23 protein-coding genes are annotated in these 23821 nt (G+C 57.8%); 9 read left to right on the top strand and 14 right to left on the bottom strand.

The features are described 5' to 3' along the window. Window positions 1-52: 52 nt before the first annotated feature. The 3 genes from KO492_RS17550 to KO492_RS17540 are packed head-to-tail and all read right to left on the bottom strand — an operon-like array spanning window position 53 to window position 2360. On the bottom strand, window positions 53-793 hold the full coding sequence (locus KO492_RS17550; RefSeq protein WP_216046162.1) for a lysophospholipid acyltransferase family protein: 741 nt from the start codon (window positions 791-793) through the stop codon (window positions 53-55). After that, window positions 793-1692, bottom strand: coding sequence for a cell division protein FtsX (locus tag KO492_RS17545; RefSeq protein WP_216046161.1), 900 nt, complete (start codon window positions 1690-1692; stop codon window positions 793-795). The genes KO492_RS17550 and KO492_RS17545 overlap by 1 nt, the downstream gene beginning before the upstream one ends. Then, on the bottom strand, window positions 1689-2360 hold the full coding sequence (locus KO492_RS17540; protein WP_074914296.1) for a cell division ATP-binding protein FtsE: 672 nt from the start codon (window positions 2358-2360) through the stop codon (window positions 1689-1691). Before KO492_RS17540 ends, KO492_RS17545 begins: the two co-directional genes overlap by 4 nt. A 177-nt stretch (window positions 2361-2537) precedes the next feature. On the opposite strand from KO492_RS17540, the gene KO492_RS17535 reads away from it, so the two are divergent. Beyond that, on the top strand, window positions 2538-3581 hold the full coding sequence (locus tag KO492_RS17535; protein ID WP_216046160.1) for a zinc-ribbon domain-containing protein: 1044 nt from the start codon (window positions 2538-2540) through the stop codon (window positions 3579-3581). 16 nt (window positions 3582-3597) lie between these two features. Here KO492_RS17535 and KO492_RS17530 read toward each other — a convergent pair whose 3' ends face one another. The 4 genes from KO492_RS17530 to argH all read right to left on the bottom strand — a co-directional run bounded on the left by KO492_RS17530 (window position 3598) and on the right by argH (window position 8997). Next, entirely contained in the window at window positions 3598-6090 is a 2493-nt protein-coding gene (locus tag KO492_RS17530) for a DUF4175 domain-containing protein (RefSeq protein ID WP_216046159.1), read from the bottom strand. 65 nt (window positions 6091-6155) lie between these two features. Next, complete coding sequence (gene lysA, locus KO492_RS17525; protein WP_216046158.1) at window positions 6156-7421, bottom strand: diaminopimelate decarboxylase; 1266 nt, start codon at window positions 7419-7421, stop codon at window positions 6156-6158. Window positions 7422-7441: 20 nt separating this feature from the next. Further along, entirely contained in the window at window positions 7442-7609 is a 168-nt protein-coding gene (locus KO492_RS17520; RefSeq protein ID WP_216046157.1) for a hypothetical protein, read from the bottom strand. Then, window positions 7606-8997 carry an argininosuccinate lyase gene (argH, locus tag KO492_RS17515; RefSeq protein ID WP_216046156.1) on the bottom strand — a complete coding sequence of 464 codons (1392 nt, stop codon included), beginning with the start codon at window positions 8995-8997 and terminating at the stop codon, window positions 7606-7608. The genes KO492_RS17520 and argH overlap by 4 nt, the downstream gene beginning before the upstream one ends. On the opposite strand from argH, the gene KO492_RS17510 reads away from it, so the two are divergent. Continuing rightward, a complete protein-coding gene (locus tag KO492_RS17510) occupies window positions 8900-9610 on the top strand; it encodes a TlpA disulfide reductase family protein (protein ID WP_354668252.1) in 711 nt (236 codons plus the stop codon). The genes argH and KO492_RS17510 overlap by 98 nt on opposite strands. Here KO492_RS17510 and KO492_RS17505 read toward each other — a convergent pair. Then, window positions 9549-10856, bottom strand: a complete 1308-nt coding sequence (locus KO492_RS17505) for a PAS domain-containing protein (protein ID WP_216046154.1) — start codon at window positions 10854-10856, stop codon at window positions 9549-9551. The genes KO492_RS17510 and KO492_RS17505 overlap by 62 nt on opposite strands. A 331-nt stretch (window positions 10857-11187) precedes the next feature. On the opposite strand from KO492_RS17505, the gene KO492_RS17500 reads away from it, so the two are divergent. The 4 genes from KO492_RS17500 to yddG all read left to right on the top strand — a co-directional run bounded on the left by KO492_RS17500 (window position 11188) and on the right by yddG (window position 15198). Then, the gene (locus tag KO492_RS17500; protein ID WP_216046153.1) at window positions 11188-12015 is read left to right on the top strand and encodes an EAL domain-containing protein; all 828 of its coding nucleotides are present in this window, start codon (window positions 11188-11190) and stop codon (window positions 12013-12015) included. A gap of 167 nt (window positions 12016-12182) precedes the next feature. Continuing rightward, window positions 12183-13358: an acetyl-CoA C-acetyltransferase gene (locus tag KO492_RS17495; protein ID WP_216046152.1), complete on the top strand. Its 1176-nt coding sequence runs from the start codon at window positions 12183-12185 to the stop codon at window positions 13356-13358. Window positions 13359-13512: 154 nt separating this feature from the next. Then, the gene (locus KO492_RS17490) at window positions 13513-14235 is read left to right on the top strand and encodes a beta-ketoacyl-ACP reductase (RefSeq protein WP_216046151.1); all 723 of its coding nucleotides are present in this window, start codon (window positions 13513-13515) and stop codon (window positions 14233-14235) included. 96 nt (window positions 14236-14331) lie between these two features. Then, a complete protein-coding gene (gene yddG, locus KO492_RS17485; RefSeq protein WP_216046150.1) occupies window positions 14332-15198 on the top strand; it encodes an aromatic amino acid exporter YddG in 867 nt (288 codons plus the stop codon). Window positions 15199-15221: 23 nt separating this feature from the next. Here yddG and KO492_RS17480 read toward each other — a convergent pair whose 3' ends face one another. From KO492_RS17480 to KO492_RS17470, 3 genes are all read right to left on the bottom strand, one after another. After that, on the bottom strand, window positions 15222-15389 hold the full coding sequence (locus KO492_RS17480) for a YdcH family protein (protein ID WP_074914289.1): 168 nt from the start codon (window positions 15387-15389) through the stop codon (window positions 15222-15224). 135 nt (window positions 15390-15524) lie between these two features. Beyond that, window positions 15525-16286, bottom strand: coding sequence for a tRNA1(Val) (adenine(37)-N6)-methyltransferase (locus KO492_RS17475; RefSeq protein ID WP_216046149.1), 762 nt, complete (start codon window positions 16284-16286; stop codon window positions 15525-15527). After that, on the bottom strand, window positions 16283-16501 hold the full coding sequence (locus KO492_RS17470; RefSeq protein ID WP_066600593.1) for a putative signal transducing protein: 219 nt from the start codon (window positions 16499-16501) through the stop codon (window positions 16283-16285). The genes KO492_RS17475 and KO492_RS17470 overlap by 4 nt, the downstream gene beginning before the upstream one ends. 60 nt (window positions 16502-16561) lie before the next feature. Between KO492_RS17470 and KO492_RS17465 the strand changes: the two genes are divergently transcribed. After that, window positions 16562-17560 (top strand): polyprenyl synthetase family protein, encoded by a 999-nt coding sequence (locus tag KO492_RS17465; RefSeq protein ID WP_216046148.1) that lies wholly within the window; start codon window positions 16562-16564, stop codon window positions 17558-17560. 66 nt (window positions 17561-17626) lie between these two features. Here the strand turns inward: KO492_RS17465 and KO492_RS17460 are convergent, their stop codons facing one another. The 3 genes from KO492_RS17460 to KO492_RS17450 form a co-directional block, all read right to left on the bottom strand. After that, window positions 17627-18457: a 4-(cytidine 5'-diphospho)-2-C-methyl-D-erythritol kinase gene (locus KO492_RS17460; RefSeq protein WP_216046147.1), complete on the bottom strand. Its 831-nt coding sequence runs from the start codon at window positions 18455-18457 to the stop codon at window positions 17627-17629. Beyond that, on the bottom strand, window positions 18447-20159 hold the full coding sequence (locus tag KO492_RS17455) for a tetratricopeptide repeat protein (protein ID WP_216046146.1): 1713 nt from the start codon (window positions 20157-20159) through the stop codon (window positions 18447-18449). The genes KO492_RS17460 and KO492_RS17455 overlap by 11 nt, the downstream gene beginning before the upstream one ends. A 120-nt stretch (window positions 20160-20279) precedes the next feature. Next, complete coding sequence (locus KO492_RS17450) at window positions 20280-21932, bottom strand: electron transfer flavoprotein-ubiquinone oxidoreductase (protein ID WP_216046145.1); 1653 nt, start codon at window positions 21930-21932, stop codon at window positions 20280-20282. Window positions 21933-22275: 343 nt separating this feature from the next. Between KO492_RS17450 and greA the strand changes: the two genes are divergently transcribed. Both greA and KO492_RS17440 read left to right on the top strand, forming a co-directional pair. After that, window positions 22276-22746 carry a transcription elongation factor GreA gene (greA, locus tag KO492_RS17445; RefSeq protein WP_216046144.1) on the top strand — a complete coding sequence of 157 codons (471 nt, stop codon included), beginning with the start codon at window positions 22276-22278 and terminating at the stop codon, window positions 22744-22746. A gap of 15 nt (window positions 22747-22761) precedes the next feature. Then, window positions 22762-23778: a hypothetical protein gene (locus tag KO492_RS17440; RefSeq protein ID WP_074914309.1), complete on the top strand. Its 1017-nt coding sequence runs from the start codon at window positions 22762-22764 to the stop codon at window positions 23776-23778. Window positions 23779-23821 lie beyond the last annotated feature (43 nt).

Here is a 23821-nt window from a genome sequence, read left to right as displayed (position 1 = left end):
AAAGTTCCCGCTTAAAGGCACCTTATCGGTATAAGATCACAAAAAATGGGCGTCAGGATTTCGGTGGCAACTCGAAACCGGCCTCTTCCATAAGACGATCGGACGCGGCCTCAACGACCTGCTCAAGTTCCGACATAACGCCTTTCATCTCACGGCCCGCTTTGATCCGCGGCAAGAACTCTACCACCGCCAGACCCGGCTTGCGGTAGATACCGTGGCGCGGCCAGAACACACCCACGTTGGTCGCCGCCGGCACAAGGTCCTGACCAGTTTGATCATAGAGCACGCCCGTACCAATTTTATATGGCAGATGCGCCCCCGCCGCGACACGGGTGCCTTGCGGGAAGATGATCAACTGACCAGGAAGGGTAGCGCCGGACTTCACATCCGAAATCATTTTTTTGATCGCCAAACCACGTTTGCCCCGATCGACAGGAACACAACCGATACGTTTGGCGAAATATCCCACGATAGGGGTCCAGACGATTTGCTTTTTCATAATGAACTTCGGACGCGGAACCGCCGAAACGATCAAAATGATGTCGAAAAAGCTCTGATGCTTGGCTCCAATCAGCACCTCATCTGTAGGCACTTCGCCCCGAATCTCGGATTTCAACCCGACCAGCCAGCGCGCCGAAAACCGCACCCAGTGACAATAGGTGTGAACCGCCGTAAAGGCCCAATCGCGCTTGAGCAGCGACAAAGGAGTAAAGAAAACCGCCATGAGGAACATGACCAGATACATCTGGATCACGAATATCAAAGACAGAAACCACTGGATCGGATAGGGCATCACATCAACCTTCGCAGGGTTTGAGTCGCGGCCACACGGGTCGCAACATAGGCCACAATCGCGGCGAGAAGCGGGATCAAAAGCGGCCAGAGCCATTGCGCGCCGGAGAATCCCAGCCCCGTCAGAAAACCGCCCGCTTCGTCTGCCTTCGGCAAAAGCGCAATGGCGACCATGCCGAGAAATGTCCCGATCACGGCACCGGAAAGCCCGCGCAAGGTGAAACGACGGACGAAGGCACTGGCAATAAAGCGGTCCGTTGCCCCCACAAGACGCAAGGTCCGGATCACTTGCGCCGTCGCCGCCAAGGCCGCATTGGCCGCCAACGTGATCATACCACCTGTCACCCCCGCAATCAAAAGCAGGGAAATAACCCCCAACAGGCGCAGCCGCTCCGCCGCGCGCACCAAGGGCCGCCGCCAACGACTATGATCGTCGAGAACAGCACCGGGAGCCTCCCCCGCCAGCCTGAGACGCAGCCCTTCAGCATCAAACCCGTCGGGCGTTTCCTGAACGTCAATCAAGACCGGCAAAGACAGGCTGTCGAGTGGCAGATCGGGGCCGAACCACGGCTCCAGAAGCGCGGTTTCCTCTTCGGCACTCAAGCGCCGCGCCTCAGCCACCCCCGGCGTGGTCTCAAGCACCTTGATCGCTGCAGCGGTTTGGGCCTCGATCTGATCGGAAGGCGCGGAAATACGCACGGTCGAGCCGCGCGCAAGCTCCGTCCCCCAGCTATCCGCCAAACGTCCGGTTGCCATCGACAGTGCCAATGCAAAAACCGCCAGAAAGGCCATCGCAGCCGCCGTTATCACGGTCAGTTGCGCCGTAAAGCCCGAAGGCGGCACCACACGTCCCGAAGGGCTTTCGCGAAAACTCAGGAAGGACAAGAAAACGGTTTTCACAGATCCGCCCCCGCTTGCTGAATACGCCGGTTGGAGATGCGCAACACCCGCGCCTGCACTTGCGCTTTGGCCTGACGAATCAGATGCAGGTCATGCGTGGCGATCACCACCGTTTTCCCCATCCGGTTCAATTCGATCAAAAGCTGCAAAAGGCGCAGCGACATTTCCCAGTCCACGTTGCCCGTCGGCTCATCCGCAAGAATCACTTCCGGCGACATGATCACAGCACGCGCCAAGGCCGCACGTTGGCGTTCCCCGCCCGACAGTTCCGGCGGATGGGCTTTGGCCTGTTCCGACAGCCCGACCCAATTCAGAAGATCCTCCAGATCACGCTCATCGCGTTCACGACCGGAAACGGACAGCGGCAGGGCGACGTTATCGACAAGGCTGAGGTGGTCAAGAAACTGGCAATCCTGATGCACGACACCGATGCGCCGACGCAGGTTCGCCACCTCGTCCCGCTCCATCTGTCGCGTGTCTTCGCCAAAGATCGACACCCGACCAGCCGTGGCCTGAAGCTCGCGATAACACAGTTTGAGAAATGTTGTTTTCCCTGCCCCTGAAGGCCCCGTCAAAAAATGGAAAGACCCCGGCGCGAGCGTCAGGGACATTTCTGTCAATAGCTCCCGCCCACCGTAGCCGTAGCCTGCCTCATGAAACTCAATCACGTGTCACCTCTGCGAACCCCAGTCGCTTCTTCGCGACAGTTTTGCCTCACTGGTCAAAACCTTTCAATGCAACTGTCGCAAAAATATGGACAATCTGCTAATTCACGTTAAGAATTGCAGAAAATCGCGCAGTCAGCATGGGGGAGCGTGCGCAGATAACGTGTGGCAGGGGAAGTTATGCGGCTGATATGTCCGAATTGCGGAGCTCAATACGAAGTGGATTCACGTGTCATTCCTGACACGGGGCGTGATGTTCAATGTTCAAACTGCGGGCATACCTGGTTTCAGCAACCCGCCCGTATGGACAAAGAGCTGGCGGAAGAACTGGGATATGAAATTCCCGACGAAGATGCCTCTCTTACAGATACCTCCCCTGAACCCGCCGCGGTCCAACCTGCGGCAGAGGAGATTCACGAAGATGTGCCTGCGGCCGTTCAAGCGCCGGAACCAGCCATCGAACCAGAGCTTGATCCCGTGCCGGAGCCGGAAATTGTTCCCGAGCCTGTAGATATCCCTGAACCGGTGTTCGAACCGGAGCCAGAGTTCGAAGCGGAGCAGGACGCAATATCCGTGCCGGAAGCCGAACCGGAATACGAGATCGAAGACAGCGAAGATCTCCCGCCTCCCGCACAAGACACCGCACCACAGAGCAGCGTCGCGCTCAAGGACAGCGTGCGGGACATCTTGCGTGCCGAGGTCGAATTCGATCACGCGATGCGCCAGACAGAAGGCGAGACAATTGAAACCCAGCCCGATCTGGGGCTGGAAGAACCCGCGCAGGACTCAGCCAAGAAAAGCCTGCGCGAACGGATGGCGCGGCTGCGCGGGCTTGATCCGGCGGACCCCGGTCTTGTGGCGGGCGGCGTGGCTGCGGCCACAGGCAAACGTCGCGACCTCTTGCCTGATATCGAGGAAATCAACTCCACCCTGAGCGCCGCTTCGGAACGCGACGACGATGGCACCGTGCCGGATGAAGACACCCGCCGCGAGCGCGCGGAACGCTCCGGTTTCCGCACCGTTTTCCTGACGCTGGTGCTGATCGCGGTCTTCCTCGTGGCACTCTATATCCTCTCGCCTCTGATCGCGGCAAAAGTGCCCGCTCTGGCAGGCGTGATGGAAACCTACGTCCATATGGCAAACAGTTTCCGTGGCTGGCTCGACCAAACCCTGTCAGCCGCCAGCGCGCGGCTGAATGCGCTTCTGGGTCAGCTCAGCAGTTGATAAAGCAGCAAACCACTCAGAACTGATCCAGCAGCCGGTTGAGATAATCGCGCTCTTCCGCTGTGCGCTCCCGATCTTCGGTGCGGCGACGGATTTCATCCAGAAGCTCCTCGGCGCGACGATAGACATCCTCGCCCTCATAAAATTCATCATCCGTGCCAAGACGCCCTATGCCACCCGGCGTGCGCCCCAACGGATCGCGGCCTTGCGCCTCTGATCCGTCGTTTGGCTGACCGTCCTGATCTTGCTGCGATTGTGCTTGTTGTTCACCAAGTTGACGCATCCCGTCACGCAGGGCCTCCATCGCCTCGGCCTGCCCGTCAAGCGCGCCGGAGAGATCCCCCTCGCGCAACGCCTCTTCAGCGTCCTCCATCGCCCGATCCGCACGATCGAGTGCGCCGCCGACACTGTCTTCTCCGCCGCCACCGGGGACATTGCGCCGCTGTTCTCGCAAGGCTTCCCGCAAGGCGCGCTGACGCTCGGAAAGAGATTGCTCCGCGCCTTCTTCACCAGCCTCCGCGCCGCCCTGCGCTTCTCCATCCGGCTCATCGCCTTGCTGATCGCCACCTTGAGAGGGCGCGTTCTGGCCGAACTGCTCCTGCAAATCCGAGAACGTATCGTCATTCAACTGCTGTTGGTCGCGCAGCGTATCTTGCAGGCCCTGCACCCCCTCGCTGCCTTGGCCGCCCTGCCCCTCGCCTTGCGTGACCCGCATGTTTTCGAGCATTTCAGCCAGCATATCCATAAGCTGCTGTGCTTCGGCCATACGACCCTGCTCCATCAACTCCTGAATACGATCCATCAATTGTTGCAACTGATCCTGCGTGATCTCCTGCCCCTGATCCTGACCTTGGTCCGGCGCGTCCGTGTCGTCTGCGTCAGGGCCTTGCTGTTCGGCCAGTTGCTGCATGTAATCACGAGTCGCCTCGCGCAATTCTTGCATCAAGTTTTCGATCTCTTCAGGCGTGGCCCCGTCGCGCATAGCTTGGCTCAGACGCTCCTGCGCCCGATGCAGCCGCGCCAAAGCCTCTTTCAACTCACCATCTTCAAGCTCCAGCGCAATATCCCAAAGCGTGGCGGCGATGGTGTCGACCTGCTCATCCGTCAGCCGACCGTCACGCCCCTCAAGCTGGCCGATCACTTCGCGCAAGCGGACATAGCTGGTCATCTCATCAAACATTTCGCTCGGGTTGACGGAAATGGCGCGCAGAACCTGCGCCGTGCGGGGCGCATTCTCTCGATTCCACAGCAATTCACGCCGCTGATCCACCAAAGCCGCAGCCAGCGGATCAAAGAACCGGCGCGTCGGAAGGATGCTTTCGCCCAACGCCTCACTGCTCTCCTGCCCCGCCTCGTCCCAATCGCTCAAGGACAGGCGCACAGGAAGCCCTGCGAACGGATGCTGGGCAAGGTTTTCGGCAATCCGGCCTTCGATTTCGCGCCGGTCTCCGGTCTGCGGCAGCATGACGGGCACGGAAATATCCTCACGCGGCTCTGGCGGCAAAACATAGCCGTAACGTCGTTCCACCGCTTCAACGTCGCGCGAGATCGTCAATATGGCGCGACTGACCCCGAAATCATCGGACAGGCGGAAATCCTGACGCGCCTCGCCGGACGGGGCGCGGGTCATTGGCCCGACCAACTCTGCCACGGGCAGCGCATCCGGCTGAAGCGCAACCTCCCAAAGCCGGCCTGTGGGGCCATCGATCTCGATTTCCCCCGACTGCCGGATCCGGAAATCAGGACGCGTATCCATGTCTCCCGACACGGTTTCGCGCAGCGTCAAAACACCATCGTCCCCGTAAAACCGCAGCGTCACATCCGCCCCTTTGGGCACATCGAAATGCGGATCGAGGTCGCCCAAATAGAGCGTGGGCTTGCCGGAATACGCAGGCGGACGCACCCAGCCCTCCCAGATCGGCCCTGTGGCAATCTCTCCGCCACGCACTTGAAGGCTCGTGAGAGACCCGACGCGCTCAACCGAACCGAAGAGCAGCCCCATACCAAGGGTTGTCAAAGCGACAAGACGCAAAGCAAGGGGGTCACGAGGAGCCAGACGAATGTTTGGGGCGACGGGACGGACCGACGCGAGTCGCGCAATCATACGCTGGCGATGCCGCTCCCAAAGCGTCTCCGAAGCCGCATCCCCTGCCCCGACCAGAACCGTATCGGACAGCGCCTGTAGCGGTCGCCCCGGCAAATGCGCATCAACGCGGGTCATGACCTCGGCCTTTCGCGGCAAATATATCGCCCGCAGACCAAGGACAAGCGACAAGAGCGCGGCAATCCCGAAAAGCGCAAGACCCGTCCGAAAACCCCATATCGGCAGAGCGTCCTGAACGCCCAGCATCAACAGCCCCGCAGCGAAGAGAAACAGCGAGATCAGCGGCCAGAAGGCCAGCGCAATACGCTCAAGGATCAGCCCCGCTCCGGTCAACAGCAAAGCCGCCTTCACCCTGCGGGCAAGGGGGCGATCAAGGCTGTCAGTGGGTCCGTGCTCAGGGTCCATACATCTCGCTTTACAGCTCGTTTCGCTTCTCGGCCCGCCGTTACACTGCACCACTGGCGAGCAGGTCAGAGCCACACAGGGATGGTATCGCGGTTTATCATCTCGTCAAAGCTCGGACGTGCGCGGATGACAGCGAATTGATCGTCCTTCACCAAGACCTCGGGGACCAAAGGTCGCGAATTGTATTCGGACGCCATCACGGCCCCATAAGCACCGGCGGAGCGGAAAGCGACGAGATCGCACTCTCCCAAAGCGGGCATGTTGCGCCCCTTGGCAAAGGTGTCGCCCGTTTCGCAAATCGGCCCGACGACATCCACCGGAGCTTGCTCGGCCCCCGCAACGGGTTCCTCAACCGGCACAATATCATGATAGGCATCATACATCGACGGGCGCACCAGATCGTTCATCGCAGCATCAACAATCAGAAAATCTCGTCCCTCACCGTGTTTGAGGTAAATCACGGAAGACACGAGAATCCCCGCGTTGCCCGAAATCAGACGCCCCGGCTCGATCTCGATCTCGCAGCCCAGATGGCCCACGGTGCGACGGATCATATCACCATATTCAACCGGCAAAGGCGGCGCTTCGTTGGAACGCTCGTAAGGAATGCCAAGCCCGCCGCCCAGATCGAGACGCCGGATATTGTGCCCGTCGGCCCGCAATGCTTCGGTCAGTTCCGCGACTTTGGTGAACGCCAGCTCAAACGGCTCAAGCTGTGTCAGTTGCGATCCGATATGCACGTCGATCCCGACAACATCGATCCCCTCCATTGCTGCAGCACGCGCATAGACGTCGCGACAGGTGGCAATCGGAATACCGAATTTGTTTTCGGATTTACCCGTCGCGATTTTCGCATGGGTCTTGGCATCCACATCCGGATTGACCCGCAACGCAATGGGAGCTTTGACGCCAAGAGCTGTCGCGACCTCGTTCAGGGCCTCCAGTTCGGGTTCACTTTCCACATTGAATTGACGAATCCCGCCCTCAAGCGCCTGACGCATTTCCCAGCGGGTTTTGCCAACCCCGGAAAACACGATACGATCACCGGGCAATCCGGCGGCTTTGGCCTTGAGATATTCGCCAATGGAGACCACGTCGATCCCCGCGCCCAACTCGCCCATGAGCTTCAAAACCGCGAGGTTCGAATTCGACTTCATGGCGAAACAGACAAGGTGATCCATGCCCTCCAAAGCCTCGTCGAACAGCTTGAAATGCCGTGTCAGCGTGGCGGCTGAATAAACGTAAAACGGTGTCCCGACCTGTGCCGCAATTTCGGACACGGAAACGTCTTCGGCATGAAGCACGCCGTTTTTATAGAGAAAATGGTCCATGTGGATTGCCTTGTCGCGGCTCAGTTGAGCGGAAAATGGATGTTGAGTTCGGTGTCTGTGTAGCCGCCAGAGCCGGAGTTCACGCCCACAGTTGTTCTGGCGCTGATTTCAGGTTTGGAGGGCTCCCCATCGACGCCACAGGCGCTAAGGCCCAGAACAACGAACAGGGCGGCAATAACGGGTTTCATCCGAGTACCTCTTTCCAACGCTTGATTTGCGCACGCACTTGCGCGGGCGCGGTTCCCCCGTAGCTTGTCCGAGACGCGACCGAGTTTTCAACCGTCAAGACATCATAAACGCCTTCTGTGATCGCTTCGTGAACGGAATTCATGTCTTCCAGCGTCAAATCGGGCAGATCGCAGCCCTTTTTCTCCGCCATTGCCACCAATGCGCCAGTCACATGGTGCGCATCGCGGAAGGGCAGCCCCGCCTCACGCACCAGCCAATCGGCCAGATCCGTCGCCGTCGAGAAGCCGGAGGCAGCAGCCGCCCGCAAATTGTCGATATTCGCAGTCATGTCGGACACCATGCCCGTCATCGCCGCAAGAGCCAGCATGAGGTTGTCAGCGGCATCGAAGACCTGTTCCTTGTCTTCCTGCATGTCTTTGGAATAGGCCAGCGGCAACCCCTTCATCACCGTCATCAACGCAACATTGGCACCGAAAATACGCCCGATCTTGGCGCGGATCAGTTCGGCGGCGTCGGGGTTTTTCTTTTGCGGCATGATGGACGAACCGGTCGAGAAACGGTCCGACAGGGTCACAAAGCGGAATTGCGCGGAGGACCAGATCACCAGTTCCTCTGCAAACCGCGACAAGTGCATGGCGCAGATCGAGGCACAGGACAGAAATTCGAGCGCGAAATCCCGATCCGCAACAGCATCCAGAGAGTTCGCGGTCGGACGGTCAAAGCCCAAAGCCTCTGCCGTCATATGCCGATCAATCGGAAAGCCTGTGCCCGCCAGAGCGGCGGAACCGAGCGGGCTTTCATTCATCCGCGCCCGCGCATCTTTGAAGCGCGACAGGTCACGCCCCAACATCTCCACATAGGCCATCATGTGATGCCCCCATGTCACGGGCTGCGCCGTTTGCAGGTGGGTGAAGCCGGGCATAACCCAGTCAGCTCCCTCTTCTGCCTGTGCGATCAAGGCGCGGATCAGCGCCTCGACACCGGAGATCGCTGCATCGAATTGGTCACGCGTCCAGAGTTTGAAGTCCGTCGCCACCTGATCATTGCGCGAGCGCGCCGTGTGCAAACGCCCCGCGGCATCCCCGATGAGTTCCTTGAGGCGGGCCTCGACATTCATGTGGATGTCTTCAAGAGCGGTGGAAAAGGCAAATTCTCCGGCCTCAATCTCTGACAATACCGTGAGAAGGCCTTCCCGAATGGCCTCGGCATCTGTATCGGTAATGATGCCCTGTTTTGAGAGCATCAAGGCATGGGCGCGTGAGCCTGCGATATCTTGGGAGGCCAGCCGTTTGTCGAAATCAATGGAGGCGTTGATAGCTTCCATGATAGCGTCAGGTCCGGCAGCGAACCGGCCGCCCCACATCGCGTTTGATTTCTTTTCGGTCATGGACGTGTCCCACATGTTGAAAAAACTGATTGCTGCAATCCTTTATACGGCCCTGAGCCTCGGCGCAATTCCTGCTACCGCGCTTGATATTGAAGGGGCCGAAGCATTGCGCGAAGGAAGTATGATGAAGCTGGGCTTTCATAGCGCACCGAAAGAGGTCAGCGCTCTGAGCTTCACCGACATTGATGGCAACGAGGAAACCCTCGCGGATTATCAGGGGCAATTCGTGCTGTTGAACTTCTGGGCGACGTGGTGTGCGCCTTGCCGCAAGGAAATGCCCGCACTCAATGCGCTTTCGGGCGCGTTTGGGGACCAAGGATTGACCGTGCTGCCGGTTGCGACAGGACATAATCCGCTGCCTGCGATCAAAAGCTTCTTTGAAAAAGCAGAAGTCGAACACTTGCCTGTGCGTTTGGATAGCAAGGGCGCAATGGCACGCGATATGGGAGTGCTCGGTCTTCCGGTGTCCATCCTGATTTCGCCCGAAGGTAAAGAAATCGCACGCATGACCGGAGATGCCGAATGGTTTTCCCCCTCCGCGCAAGCCATCATCACGCATATACTTGAGAAAGATTCCGCTCAGCCATCGGATGTTTCTCAAGAGAGCAATTAAAGCTGCGCGGGATTGCCGTTTCGACCATTGCTGCAACCTTATCTGCAAGCGCCAAAATCTGTTCCAGGGTGCTATCAATTTCAATGTGAAATCGGTCGAGTTGATTAATCACCGGCGTCAGCGCCACAGATTGCGCGCCAAGCCGCCCCGCTTCCACACGGCACAAAACGCGAATCGAGTCCAACCCTGTCACAAGTTGACGCAGATCTTTCGCGGATCTCGCCAACCCCATCGCCTCCCTGCAAACGGAATGCAACACGCCGCCAGAGTCCGCCATATAGTCTTCTGCCAATTTATTCAAAACATCCCCCTCGCCCTGAAAACCATCTTTTTCAGCGCCTGCGGCAAGATCCTCCGCAGCAACAGCTTTCACCTCACATTGAATAGTTGACGCAGCCATCATGAAGAGCGCCTTATACACTTGCTCCGTTACCACCGCGGGCAAACTCTGTGTGCCATCTGCTCCCTGAAAGCTACCCAGATGATTGCTGGCCTCATCAGACATCAACCGATAGTTTTGTGAAATAGCAGAAATGGGCCCGCCCGCGGGCTCAAGTCGTGAGGCCACAATTCTCATGTTTGAGGGGATACCCCTCGTCTTGGCAAAAGACGCAAAAAGCGATGTGTGCTGTTCGTCCAGAGCTTCAAGAACAGGCAGAAGGCGTGCAAGACTCTGCAAGCGTTCATCTTCAACACGAGCAAGCGCCTCATCTCGCGCCATCACCTCCTGAGCAACGGCATAAGAACTGAACGCACTATATGTCGGAAAGCCAAGATCACTTAATTTCGCGTGAATATTCTCCGCACTTTCCGCCGGAGAAAGGCCATCTTCCCGTTCACACTTAAGCGCTTCCGCATAAAGCGTTTTCACAGTCTCAAAGAGCGCCGACGTCGGCTTGAGCCGGACGGACACATAGCCCTCATCCACCAGTGAAAAGATGGCATAAACCCAATAATACCGACCATCCTTTGCGCGATTTTTAACATAGGCGCCCGTTGCGAGGCCTTTTTTGAGACGCTCCCACAGAATATAAAATACGCCCTTGGGCATATCCGGATGACGTATAATTTTATGTGGCGCACCTACCAATTCATCCCAAGTATATCCGGAAATACGCCGGAAAACCTCGTTTCCGGATATAATAATGCCACGATCATTCGTGCGCGAAAAAAAGAGTTCGCTGATCTCAAAAGGGGCTTCTTCTTTTGAAGGCGCCGTGCTGGACGAGAAATCTTGTCGCGACATGTCAGTTCCTTTTGTTCAATCGGCAACAAGGAACCAGAATATGCTTTCAATTTCGTTAAACCTAAGTGCGCATTGTGTTTTTTTTCAAAAACACCTCACAGCGTCTGCTATCCGCAGACATATCCGACAGATTGAAAGAAAAACTTTATATAAATCCAATGCATTTCCTAAAAATCCTCGCGACATCACGAAAATTATCACTAAATATCAGATCATTACAAATTCATCATAAAATTAGGTAATTTTCACATCAAATCACGTCATTCACCAATCGTTATCACTTCCCCGCCAAAATCGACGGTGCAATTTACAAGCGACACAAGGTGATGGGATGCCCGATTCTTTCTATGATAATAGCGACTTGGAAAGCCCGCTGTCCGCGGCGATTGCCGCCAGGGACCGCCACACCATAGATATGGTGAAAGAGGCCCTCAGCAAAAAGCACGTGATGCTGGCCTATCAACCCATTGTGCATACTCTGCGACCGGACCGTCCTGCCTTTTACGAAGCGCTCATTCGTGTTCTCGACCAAAACGGACGCGTTATCCCCGCGCGCGAATTCATTGAAGTCGCCGAGACCACAGAAACAGGGCGCATTCTGGACTGCCTCTCTCTGGAACTGGGCTTGCAGGCACTTCATGAACACCCCGATCTTCGCCTCGCGATCAACATGTCCGCCCGCTCCATTGGCTACCCGCGCTGGAAGCAGACCCTCACGGAGGGCCTCGCAATGGGGCCAACCATTGCGGAGCGTCTTATCCTCGAAATCACCGAAAGCTCGGCCATGGTCATGCCCGATCTGGTTTCTGTTTTCATGTCTGATCTCCAATCTATGGGCATTTCCTTTGCGCTTGATGATTTCGGCGCGGGCTATACAGCCTTTCGCTATCTCAAGGATTTCTATTTCGACATCGTAAAAATCGACGGAGGGTTTATTCGCGGAGTCGCCTCCAATCCGGATAATCAGGTTTTGACTCAAGCACTTGTCTCGGTCGCGAAGCATTTTGACATGTATACGGTGGCGGAATTTGTCGAGAATTCCGCTGATGCCGAATACCTTACGGAAATCGGTGTTGATTGTATGCAGGGACACTATTTTGGCGCCGCAACAATTGATCCTGTGTGGCGACGCCCGGAGACAAAACACAAGACCGGCTAGAGGCAAGACACTTGATTGCGGTGACAAAGCGCCTCATGATCCCATTGAAGGTTGAAAATGCTGCGCTTGCAACATAGACCTTACACGGGGAGTCGAGCAACTTTGTTGCAAATTTTGCATCATTTGAGCAATCTCCCCGCAAACATTACGGGAGAGAGAGTATCATCATGACCAATGTCGTTATCGCATCTGCAGCACGGACAGCTGTCGGCAGCTTTTCCGGCGCCTTCGCCAACACCCCGGCCCACGAGCTCGGGGCACGCGTTCTCGAAGCGCTTGTCGAGCGTGCGGGCATAGACAAAAGCGAAGTGTCCGAAACCATCCTCGGACAAGTCCTCACCGCAGGTCAGGGCCAAAACCCCGCACGTCAAGCGCACATAAACGCGGGTCTGCCGCAAGAATCTGCCGCATGGAGCATCAATCAGGTCTGCGGTTCCGGCCTGCGCACAGTTGCCCTTGCCGCACAACACATCATGCTCGGAGATGCCGATATCGTCTGTGCCGGCGGACAGGAAAACATGTCCATGGCTCCTCATGTCGCCAACCTGCGCGCAGGGCACAAAATGGGCGACATGAAATTCATCGATTCGATGATCAAAGACGGGCTCTGGGATGCCTTCAACGGCTACCACATGGGGATCACCGCCGAGAATGTCGCAGAACAATGGCAAATTTCCCGCGAGATGCAGGACGAATTTGCCCTCGCGTCCCAAAACAAAGCCGAAGCGGCCCAGAAAGCGGGCAAATTCTCCGACGAGATCATCCCGATCACGGTTAAAACCCGTAAGAGTGAAACCGTTGTCGATCAGGATGAATACATCCGTCACGGCGCCACGCTTGAAAGCATGCAGAAATTGCGTCCGGCCTTTGATCGGGAGGGCACTGTTACGGCGGGGAACGCATCGGGGATCAACGACGGGGCAGCGGGCGCTTTGTTGATGTCTGCCGAGAACGCCGAGAAACGCGGCATCCAGCCGCTTGCACGTATTGCGTCCTATGCCACAGCGGGCCTTGACCCGTCGATCATGGGAGTGGGGCCGATCTATGCGTCACGCAAAGCGCTGGAGAAAGCGGGCTGGAAGCCCGAAGATCTCGACCTCGTCGAAGCGAACGAAGCCTTTGCGGCTCAGGCCTGTGCCGTAAACAAGGACATGGGCTGGGATCCGGCCATTGTGAACGTCAACGGCGGCGCCATCGCAATCGGTCACCCGATCGGCGCATCTGGCGCACGCATCCTCAACACACTCCTGTTTGAAATGCAGCGTCGCGACGCCAAAAAAGGCCTTGCCACCCTGTGCATTGGCGGCGGCATGGGTGTTGCCGTCTGTCTTGAGCGCGACTGATTTGGCGAAGGGGCCGTCATGGCCCCTTCATCCGCCCCTGATAATGGCATGTCGGTTTCACAAAATATTCCAAAATTCTTTAAGCAACATTGTTGCGCGTGTGGAATATTTTAGATAACAAGATTGCCAACTGGAATCTACTAGGAGGAGTACCATGTCCAGAGTCGCTCTCGTGACCGGAGGATCGCGCGGAATTGGCGCTGCCATTTCTATGGCGCTGAAAGACGCGGGCTATAAAGTTGCCGCCACCTATGCGGGCAACGATGAGGCCGCCGCTCACTTCACAAAAGAAACCGGCATCAAAACCTACAAATGGTCTGTGGCCGATTACGAAGCCTGCACTGACGGCATTGCAAAGGTCGAAGCCGACCTTGGTCCCGTCGACATTCTGGTGAACAACGCAGGAATCACGCGCGACGCACCGTTTCACAAAATGAGCCGAGAACAGTGGCAGGAGGTCATGGACACCAACCTCTCCGGCGTGTTCAACATGACCCATCCGCTCTGGCCCGGCATGCGTGAGCGGAAATTCGGACGTGTGATCAACATCAGTTCGATCAACGGCCAGAAAGGCCAGTTCGGGCAGGTCAACTACTCCGCCGCCAAAGCCGGAGATATCGGCTTTACCAAGGCGCTGGCCCAAGAAGGTGCACGCGCGGGGATCACCGTTAACGCAATCTGTCCGGGTTACATCGCGACCGAAATGGTGATGGCCGTGCCGGAAAAAGTCCGGGACTCGATCATTTCCACAATTCCGGTCGGACGTTTGGGTGAACCGGAAGATATTGCGCGCTGTGTGGTCTTTTTGGCCTCGGATGACGCGGGCTTCATCACCGGCTCGACCATCACCGCGAATGGTGGCCAGTATCTGACCTGACCAATCATTAACCTGAACGGTTTTCACACAAATGGGCTGCGCTTTCGTGGCCCATTTTTGATTGCGCCACAGCAAGGTTTTGGCTTTAGTGCTTTCATGACAAAACGCACCGCCACATTCATCGGCTTTATTGCCGTTCTACTCTGGGCCCTACTCGCACTCTTCACAGTAGGCGCACGGGAAATCCCTGCCCTACAACTCAATGCCGTGTGTTTTGCGATTGGCGGAACAATCGGGGTGATTTGGACCACCGCGAGCAAACGCTGGCATGAGCTGAAAAGCGTGCCACTGTCGATCTACGCATTTGGAACGGTCGGTCTATTCGGCTACCATTTTCTCTACTTTTCGGCCCTCAAAGCCGCCCCTCCTGCCGAAGCCGGATTGATCGCCTATCTCTGGCCTTTGCTCATCGTTCTGTTTTCCGGCCTGCTTCCCGGAGAGACCTTGCGCCCGCTGCATCTTGTGGGGGCGGGCCTGTCCTTTGTCGGCGCCGCGCTCATCGTTGCCAAAGGCGCATCTTTTTCGGGAGGGCATATGACCGGCTACCTGCTGGCCTCAGCCTGTGCGCTGACATGGTCAAGCTACTCGGTCATCTCCCGCCGGCTCGGATCGGTCTCAAGCATGGTGGTCACAGTCTATTGTCTGGCGACAGCCGTCCTGTCCCTCATTGCGCATCTGGCGCTGGAAGAGACCGTCTGGCCCTCGTCACAGACAGGCTGGCTTAGCATGATCGCACTTGGTCTCGGCCCCGTAGGAGCCGCGTTTTATGTGTGGGATATCGGGGTCAAGCGCGGCAACATCCAACTCTTGGGGACGGCCTCATATGCCGCACCGTTGCTCTCAACGCTGGTTCTGGTCGGCGCGGGCATCGCAGAGCCGCGCGCAACGCTTATCTTGTCAGCCGTTCTGATTACCGCTGGTGCCGGTTTGGCCGCATTCGCCAGCCGCCAAACCGGGTCGTGACAGTTCAAGGGGCAGAGGTCGCGTCAGGTGGTGCTCAGACGCGCAATCTCTTCTTTGATGCGGAGTTTCTGCTTCTTCAAGTCAGCGATCCGAAGGGCGTCGATACCCGGCGAACGTTGAGCAGTCTCAACGGCCTCCGAGAGGGATTGATGCTTTTTCTTCAGTTCCTCGATGTGGGACGTCAAGCTCATGTCTTCTCCTCTCTGTTTGGATACAGCTTTGTAAAAGCTATATGACAACTGCAGCATAGAATTTGAGTCGTGTCACGGCTTGTTTTTGGAACAATCTGACCCATATGGGCTCACACGCGAAAGATTGCCAAAACCTTAACGCGACCACGGCAAATCTGCGCCGCTTCGCAAGATTTTTAACACATTTTCGGCATAGCTTTCACCGTCACGTTCATGGCGCAGGCCTTGGTGCATGATCAGCGGCGCCTCCAGCACGAACCCTGCCCGCCCCGACTTGCGCGCCTGAACCAACACAAGCTCGGCCACGCGCCCCACCCGCGGCTGCACCGCTCGCACTCGCACAGAGCCCAAACGCCCCTCCAGAGCACAAAGCAGTTCCGGCAGGCGGTCCGCCTTCTGGATCATGGTCAAATAACCTTTGGGAGCCAGCCTACGCGCAGCCACATCGACCCAAGTCGCCAAGGGGGTCTCGCCAGCCAAAGCAATATCGCGCCCCTCATCCTCCGAGGCCGTTGAGCGCGCACGTTCGTAATACGGCGGATTGGCGATCACATGGTCGAAACTTCGCGCCCGTATATCTTGCGGCAAATCCCGCAAATCCGCGTCACAGACCGTCATATCCGCACCGTTCTCCACCGCATTGCGTTGCGCCAGAGCGGCATAGAACGGCTGCACCTCGATACCTGTCAGGCTCAGACCCGCGACCCGCGCATGCAAGCACAGGGAGGCCACACCGGCCCCGCAGCCCAGTTCCAACACAGTCTGCCCTGAACGCGCGGGCGTCGCCGCCGCCAAAAGCACCGGATCCACCCCCGCGCGATAGCCGCGTTTCGGTTGGAACACATGAATCTGCCCGTCCAGAAAAGCATCCCGGCTCAGATCACCTTCTGCGCTCACAACTCCTCCAGATCGAAGTCATTATCTTTGAGAATGCGCCGCGCTTGCGGCAGGTCGTCATCGCGCACCATCAGGCGGCGCGGCAATATGCCAATCCCCCCTTCGAGGATGCTCATATGGACGTCCATTTCAAAGCAGTCTATATCCTCTCCAGACAGGAGCGCTTTGGCATAGATGATCTGGGTCGGGTCGGTTGTGCGTAGGAGTTGCTTCATTATTCAAGTTAACGACAGGCCGTGAGGTTTGTCGAGCCGGGAAAACCGCGAGGGCATCACATGGGTTTGGAAAAAGCCGTTGTCAAACCGCACGAAAGACTGGCCACCGCACTGGCGGCAGAGCTGATTGCGGTCAATGCACTGATCCGCAAGCGGATGTCCTCCGAACATGCGCCGCGCATCCCCGAGGTGACAGCGCATCTGATCGAAGCGGGCGGCAAGCGCCTGCGCCCGATGTTGACGCTGGCGGCGGCGAAAGCCTGTGGCTACCAAGGCCCCTACCACATCCACCTTGCCGCAACCGTGGAATTCATCCACACCGCCACGCTTTTGCATGACGATGTCGTGGACGAAAGCGCGCAACGGCGGGGTCGCCCAACAGCCAACCTCTTGTGGGACAATAAATCTTCGATTCTGGTCGGCGATTATCTCTTTGCCCGCGCGTTCCAGTTGATGACAGATGCCGATAACATGCGCGTCCTGAAAATCCTGTCCAACGCGTCCGCAACGATTGCCGAGGGCGAGGTTCTACAACTGACCGCAGCGCAGGATCTCAAAACCGACGAGAGCATCTACCTGCAAGTTGTGCGCGGCAAAACCGCCGCCTTGTTTTCCGCTGCGACCGAAGTCGGGGGCGTTCTGGCTGATGCGGATGAAACCGTCATCAAAGCCCTGTTCGATTATGGTGATGCGCTCGGCATTTCCTTTCAAATCGTGGATGATTTGCTGGATTACTGGGGATCGGATCAAACCGGCAAGAATATCGGCGACGACTTCCGCGAACGCAAACTCACCCTGCCCGTCATCAAGGCCGTTGCGAAAAGCGACGATGAAGAGCGTGCCTTTTGGGAGCGCACGATTGAAAAGGGCAAACAGGAAGACGGTGATCTGGAGCACGCCATTGCCTTGCTGAACCGTCATAACGCCTTGGAAGAAACCCGCGACGTGGCGATCGCTTGGGCGGAAAAGGCGAAAGGCGCTTTGAAAGCCCTGCCCGAAAGCGACATCGTCGAAATGCTGTCGGACATCGCCGATTACGTCGTCGCCCGCGTGCGCTGATTCGACCGAAGGCGATATTCGGGAGGACACGCGAGAGGGGGAGTGAGGCGGGCTTGGCCCGGTAACTCACCCCGGCAAGGTGCTCGCGGATTTCACCCACCACCACGGATTGCTGTCCGCCAGTTGCAGCGCGGCCGCATCGGCGGTGTAGCGGTTCTCGAACAAAGCAAAACAGGTCGCGCCCGAGCCGGACATACGCACCATCTGCGCCCCCGGAGCAAGCGCCAATGCTGTCAAAGCCGCCGCCACTTCCGGCACGCGCTTTACAGCAGGCGCCTCAAGGTCATTGCGCTGGGTGCTCAGCCAGTCGATGAAAGACAGGCTACCAGGCCAGTCCGGCAAGACTTCCGGCATCGCGGCGTTCGTCTTGCTCTCCAAGGATTTGAACACCTCGGGCGTCGAAACCTCGACCCGCGGATTGACCAGAACCATGTGCAAAGCCGGCATCGAAACCGGTGTTAATGCCTCCCCGATCCCGCTCATACGCACTGGTTTTGCGCCCAAACAAACCGGCACATCAGCACCGAGGGACAGCACGTCCTCTGCGGCCACAGGCTTTGCCCCAAGGCGGGCGGCTGCGCGCATTGTGGCCGCCGCGTCGGCAGACCCTCCGCCAATTCCGGAGGCGGGCGGCAGGCGTTTGTCGAGGGTCAGGGACATGGGAAACCCCGCCAGACTGGCAGCCTGCATCACCAGATTGGAACCGTCCGTCGGCACCCCTTGCGCAAACGGGCCCCTCACGGAAAGCTCCGACACCGTCGCAGGCGTTGCGGTCACCTGATCGCCCAGATCAACAAAGACCACCAGACTGTCCAGAAGATGATACCCGTCTTCGCGCTGCCCTGTGACATGAAGCGTCAGGTTGATCTTGGCCGGAGCAAAGACCTTAACCGTCATTGATCGGCCTCGTCGGTTCTTCTCCCTCATCGATCAGAACCCGATCAAGGCCTACTTCCAGCTTGCGCCGGATGCGGTCGGCCTCGTCTTCTTCAGGATCAAAGGACAGGGCCCGTTTCCATTGGAAACGCGCTTCGCGCACACGCCCGACCGCCCAATAAACATCGCCCAGATGGTCATTGATGATCGGATCGACCGGCATCAACTCGGCGGCGCGTTCCATCGGCTCGACCGCCTCTTCATAGCGCCCCAAGCGATACAGCCCCCATGCCAGACTGTCCGTGATGTAACCGTCCTGCGGGCGCATCTCTGCGGCCTTGCGGATCATCTCCATCGCTTCGTCCAAATTGGTTTTCAGTTCCAGAAACGAATATCCCAGATAATTCAGCACCTGTGGCTGGTCGGGTTCGAGTTCCAAGGCCTGACGCAGGTCGGCTTCGGATTTTTCCCATTCCTCAAGGCGCTCATACGAGGTCCCACGCGTAAAGTAGAGCGGCCAAAGCGCCCGTGTCGGGGGCTGATGGCGGTCAATGACCACAGAATAAGCCTCGGCGGCCTCGCCATAACGCTCTTCACGGCGCAAGGCATCGCCCAGCGCGATATGCACGTCATCCATCTCAGGATGAGCCTTTGCCAACTGGCGCAGCACTTCCAACGCGGCCTCACTCTTGCCCGCTGCACGCAGGGTCTCTGCACGTCCGAGGCTGGCAATCGGATAGACCGGATCCTCCGGTGAAATACTGTCGAAAGCTGCAGTCGCCAGATCATAATTACCCAAACGCTCCAGCAGCGTGGCCACATTCAACACATAATTGGCTTCGTCCGAGCGCAACGTCTCGGCAATCCGCGCGTAAAGCAGGGTGTAGCCATCATCCAGCCCACCATCGAGCGCCGCAGCCACAGCGAAGAACACATCCGCGATCCCGTCCCGTGCGCTGCGCACAACGGTGAAAGGCACGGTCTCGCCCGCCGTCAAGGACTCACGAAGCCCTTCAAGCACGGGGTCCAGCTCCCCCTCACCGAAATTGTCGTTCAGCACGGTCAAGGCTTCGTCATTGCGCTCAAGCTGGCTGAGAATTTCGATGCGCGCGATCACGGAAGATCGGGTTTCCCGAATGCCGGATTCTGTCAGGACCTCCAAAGCCCCTTCGAAATCACCGACGAGGCCAAGCGCCAAGGCTTTGTTATAATGCCCGAAATCCTCGAACCCTTGGCTCAGGTTCGCACCATTGTCGAAAAGTTCCAGCGCGCCGGACATATCCCCCTGACCGACATGCGCCCAAGCGAGCATCAGGCCATCCACCACGGTGCTGATGCTTTGCCCACCTTCGAGAGCGGCGACGAGCCCGTCATAGTCTCCCTCTTTCACCAAGAGGGTCAGTTGGGACATAGCGGCGATCTGGTTGCCGGGTTCGATCTGGCTCAAAAGCGCGGCATAACCTTTGGTCGTCTCGAAGTCGCCCATGGAAATATGCGCGGAAATCACGGATTCGAGCAGAACCGGATTTTGCGGATCGGAGGCTAGCGCACGCGTGGCATAGCTCGCGAGTTCCTGAAAGCTACGGTCCATCGTGGCCTGACGTGCCGCCAGATAGGGGCCGGCATCCGCCATAAGGGGCGCAGGCGCCAGCGTTCCGGCACCTCCAAACAAAAGGCCAATGGCCGTAAGGGCAGATATCATGCGGCGCGCGCGTTGTGTCACCTGTCGTCTCCTTGGACATTTTGCCTGTATCTGTCCGAACCTATCGCCCAAACCCTGCCGCCGCAATGCAAACGGGGGCCGCTTTGGCCCCCGTTGATCAACAAGCGTAACACGTTGCCGTTACATATTCGGATAGTTCGGCCCGTCTCCCCCTTGCGGGACAGTCCATGTGATGTTCTGGCTGGTTTCCTTGATGTCACAGGTCTTGCAATGGACGCAGTTCTGAAAGTTGATCACAAATTTCGGCTCTTGGCCCTCTTCGGTCAGATATTCATAAACACCCGCCGGACAGTAACGCTGTGAGGGGCCGCCGAATTCCTTGTAATCAACATCAATCGCCACCTGCGGATCCTTGAGCTTCAAGTGACAGGGTTGGCTTTCCTCGTGGTTCGTTGCCGCGAAGGCCACGTTGGTCAGGCGGTCGAACGAAATCACCCCATCAGGTTTCGGATAGTCGATCGGCTTGAACTTCGCCGCCTTGCCCGTCGATTGCGCATCCGTCTTGCCGTGTTTCACCGTGCCGAACAGGGAGAACCCGAACAGGTGGTTGGTCCACATATCGAATCCACCGAGCGCCAGAGAGGCTGACAGGCCGAATTTCGACCAGAGTGGCTTGACATTGCGCACGCGCTTGAGGTCTTTGCCCACCGCGCCCTCGCGCAGCTCGATCTCGTAACCTTCAAGCGTATCCCCCGCGCGCCCCTCTTTGAGCGCGGCGACAACGTGTTCCGCTGCGGCCTTGCCCGAGAGCATCGCATTGTGGTTGCCCTTGATCCGCGGCACGTTGACCAGACCGACAGAGCAACCCAACAGAGCGCCGCCCGGAAAGGCCGCTTTCGGCATCGACTGATAACCACCCTCGGAAATCGCGCGCGCGCCGTAAGCGACACGTTTGCCGCCTTCCAGCAAGGCTTTGACTTGCGGATGCTGTTTGAATCGCTGGAATTCCATATAGGGGAAGAGATAGGGGTTTTCGTAGTTCAGGTGCACGACGAAGCCCAGATAAAGCTGGTTGTTTTCGGCGTGGTAAATAAACCCGCCGCCTCCGGCATTCGACCCCAAGGGCCAACCCATCGAGTGCCAGACCTTGCCCTCTTTGTGCTTGTCGGGGTCGATCTCCCAGATCTCTTTCATGCCGAGACCGAATTTTTGCACGTCGCGACCGTTTTGCAGGTCGTATTTCGCAATGATCTCTTTGGTCAGCGACCCGCGCACGCCTTCGGAAATCAGCACATATTTCCCGTGCAACTCCATCCCCGGCTCGGTGTTTTCGCCGATGGACCCGTCAGGCTCCAGCCCGAAGACACCGGCGACCACGCCTTTGACCTCGCCATTGTCGCCGTAAACCAGTTCAGAACATGCCATGCCGGGGAAGATTTCCACCCCCATTGCCTCGGCCTGCTCAGCCATCCAGCGGCAGACATTACCCATAGACACGATGTATTTACCGTGATTGCTCATGAAAGGCGGCATGGGCCAGTTGGGGATGCGGATTGAACCGGCCTCTCCCAACATGTGAAAATGGTCTTCCGTGACCTCGGTGTTCAGCGGTGCGCCCTTTTCTTTCCAGTCGGGAATCAGTGCATCCAGACCCACCGGATCCAGCACCGCTCCTGACAGGATATGCGCGCCCACTTCCGAGCCTTTTTCCAGAACGACGACACTCAAGTCCTCGTCCAATTGCTTCAGCCGGATCGCAGCAGACAGGCCCGCAGGCCCCGCCCCCACAATCACGACATCATATTCCATCGCCTCACGCTCGATATTCGACATTTAATTTCTCCCTGGCTCAGGCGGCGCTCCGCCGACTACCTAACCGCGAAGCGAGGGGAGGGTCAATTTATGTTCCGGTTTTTCGTTGCGTTCTTTGGGGATTGCGGCCCGCCCTCGCTGCTGAGCCCGCAAATTCCCGCGCAAAACCCCGCCAACCAAGTCACAAGACAGGCAAACAGCGGCCAGAATCGCTTTCCAAACAAAATTTGCGCCCTCAGGGCCACAAAGCCCCCTTGCAATAGACTCGCATTCCGAGTCAGGTAGTTCGACAAGAATGTAATAACCAAAGCACACGGGTGGCATTTGCCCCTGTCGTGCTTTTTTCGTGCAGATGAGTGGGTTGATGGAAAAGATTCTCATAACGCGCGCGGGTTACACCGCGTTGAACGCCGAACTGAAACAGCTCAAGTCCGTGGAGCGCCCGGCGATCATTCAGGCGATTGCGGAAGCCCGCGAACTCGGCGATCTCTCGGAGAATGCCGAATATCATTCGGCACGCGAGAAGCAGAGCTTTATCGAAGGCCGGATCAAGGAACTTGAAGGTGTGCTCTCGCTCACCGACGTTATTGATCCGAAAACGCTCTCGGGGAGCGTGAAATTTTCCGCCACCGTGACCATCGTTGATGAGGACACGGATGAGGAAAAAACCTACCAGATCGTTGGTGAGTATGAGGCCGACATCGAACGCGCCCTCTTGAACATCAAATCCCCGCTGGCGCGCGCGCTGATCGGGAAAGAGGAAGGTGACAGCGTCGAGGTTCGCACACCCGGCGGCGTTAAATCCTATGAAATCCTCAAGATAGAGTATATCTAATCGGGTAATGTGGTCGTGGAGGCCCCCTTGGCAGACGAAAGCCCGAAAAAAGTAGAACTCGGCGTCTATCAACGCCCCGAAGATGCGCCGAGAATTACAGCAACCGAAATGATCGCTGCGGTCTTGTCACTGTTGTGGCTGGCCATGACCGCGGGCTATTTCATGATTGTCGGCAAAGGTTCGAGCGAGTTCGACAGCATCCGCTTTGTGATGATGCTGATCGCGATTTTCATGCCTGTTGCGATGATCTGGGTCGGCGCTCTGGCCGTGCGTGCTTCGGTCACGATGCGCGAAGAGAGCCGCCGCCTGCAAACCGCGATCTCCGCCATGCGGCAGTCCTATCTGGCGCAGCAACATGGCGGCACCGCCAGCGCCTCGGTCGAGAAAAAGCTCGAAGAGATCGCCGCCGCCCAGCGCAAGACCGAAAGCACATTGGCGACTTTCACCTCGATCCGTCCGGGGCAGACACCGGCGGAAGACAAGCTCGCCATTCCGGCACCTGCGCTTGTGGAAGAGCAAGCCTCCCTCGCGCTTGGCACCCCGTCAGAAAGCCTTGCGCCGCCGCTGTCGGTTGCGGATTTTATCAAGGCACTCAATTTTCCGGAAACCGCCGATGACAAAGAAGGCTTCCGGGCGCTGCGCCGCGCTTTGTCGGATCGCAAGGTCAGCCAGCTGATTCATGCGGCCCAAGACGTGCTGACGCTTTTGTCGCAAGACGGCATCTATATGGACGACCTGCGCCCCGACCGTGCCAAGCCGGAAATCTGGCGCCGCTTTGCCAAGGGCGAGCGCGGTCATTCCGTTGCGGCGCTTGGCGGTGTTCGGGACCGCTCCTCTCTCGCGCTGGCCTCGGCACGTATGAAACAGGATGCGATTTTCCGCGATGCGGTGCACCATTTCCTGCGCAAATTCGACAAGACCTTCGCCGAGTTTGAACAGACCGCCTCGGATGAGGAAATCGCCGCCCTGTCTGACAGCCGCACCGCACGGGCCTTTATGCTTCTGGGGCGCGTGACCGGCACATTCGACTAAGCGGCGCTTGCGGCCTCTTCACCATTCGCAAAGCCCGTCTTCA

Source organism: Celeribacter halophilus (assembly GCF_018860305.1).
In the GTDB taxonomy this organism is placed as follows: domain Bacteria; phylum Pseudomonadota; class Alphaproteobacteria; order Rhodobacterales; family Rhodobacteraceae; genus Celeribacter; species Celeribacter halophilus_A.
The sequence above is the reverse complement of the archived record's forward strand: the minus strand, read 5'-3'. Positions and strand labels throughout refer to the sequence as shown.

Bases quoted from the DNA above. Each gene is read 5' to 3' on its own strand.
- KO492_RS17490 (WP_216046151.1), top strand. From the start codon at position 13,513: ATGTCCAGAGTCGCTCTCGTGACCGGAGGATCGCGCGGAATTGGCGCT.
- KO492_RS17470 (WP_066600593.1), bottom strand. From the start codon at position 16,501: ATGAAGCAACTCCTACGCACAACCGACCCGACCCAGATCATCTATGCC.
- KO492_RS17480 (WP_074914289.1), bottom strand. From the start codon at position 15,389: ATGAGCTTGACGTCCCACATCGAGGAACTGAAGAAAAAGCATCAATCC.
- KO492_RS17465 (WP_216046148.1), top strand. From the start codon at position 16,562: ATGGGTTTGGAAAAAGCCGTTGTCAAACCGCACGAAAGACTGGCCACC.
- KO492_RS17535 (WP_216046160.1), top strand. From the start codon at position 2,538: ATGCGGCTGATATGTCCGAATTGCGGAGCTCAATACGAAGTGGATTCA.
- argH (WP_216046156.1), bottom strand. From the start codon at position 8,997: ATGACCGAAAAGAAATCAAACGCGATGTGGGGCGGCCGGTTCGCTGCC.
- lysA (WP_216046158.1), bottom strand. From the start codon at position 7,421: ATGGACCATTTTCTCTATAAAAACGGCGTGCTTCATGCCGAAGACGTT.
- yddG (WP_216046150.1), top strand. From the start codon at position 14,332: ATGACAAAACGCACCGCCACATTCATCGGCTTTATTGCCGTTCTACTC.
- KO492_RS17460 (WP_216046147.1), bottom strand. From the start codon at position 18,457: ATGACGGTTAAGGTCTTTGCTCCGGCCAAGATCAACCTGACGCTTCAT.
- KO492_RS17505 (WP_216046154.1), bottom strand. From the start codon at position 10,856: ATGTCGCGACAAGATTTCTCGTCCAGCACGGCGCCTTCAAAAGAAGAA.
- KO492_RS17495 (WP_216046152.1), top strand. From the start codon at position 12,183: ATGACCAATGTCGTTATCGCATCTGCAGCACGGACAGCTGTCGGCAGC.
- greA (WP_216046144.1), top strand. From the start codon at position 22,276: ATGGAAAAGATTCTCATAACGCGCGCGGGTTACACCGCGTTGAACGCC.
- KO492_RS17500 (WP_216046153.1), top strand. From the start codon at position 11,188: ATGCCCGATTCTTTCTATGATAATAGCGACTTGGAAAGCCCGCTGTCC.
- KO492_RS17550 (WP_216046162.1), bottom strand. From the start codon at position 793: ATGCCCTATCCGATCCAGTGGTTTCTGTCTTTGATATTCGTGATCCAG.
- KO492_RS17520 (WP_216046157.1), bottom strand. From the start codon at position 7,609: ATGAAACCCGTTATTGCCGCCCTGTTCGTTGTTCTGGGCCTTAGCGCC.
- KO492_RS17530 (WP_216046159.1), bottom strand. From the start codon at position 6,090: ATGGACCCTGAGCACGGACCCACTGACAGCCTTGATCGCCCCCTTGCC.
- KO492_RS17450 (WP_216046145.1), bottom strand. From the start codon at position 21,932: ATGTCGAATATCGAGCGTGAGGCGATGGAATATGATGTCGTGATTGTG.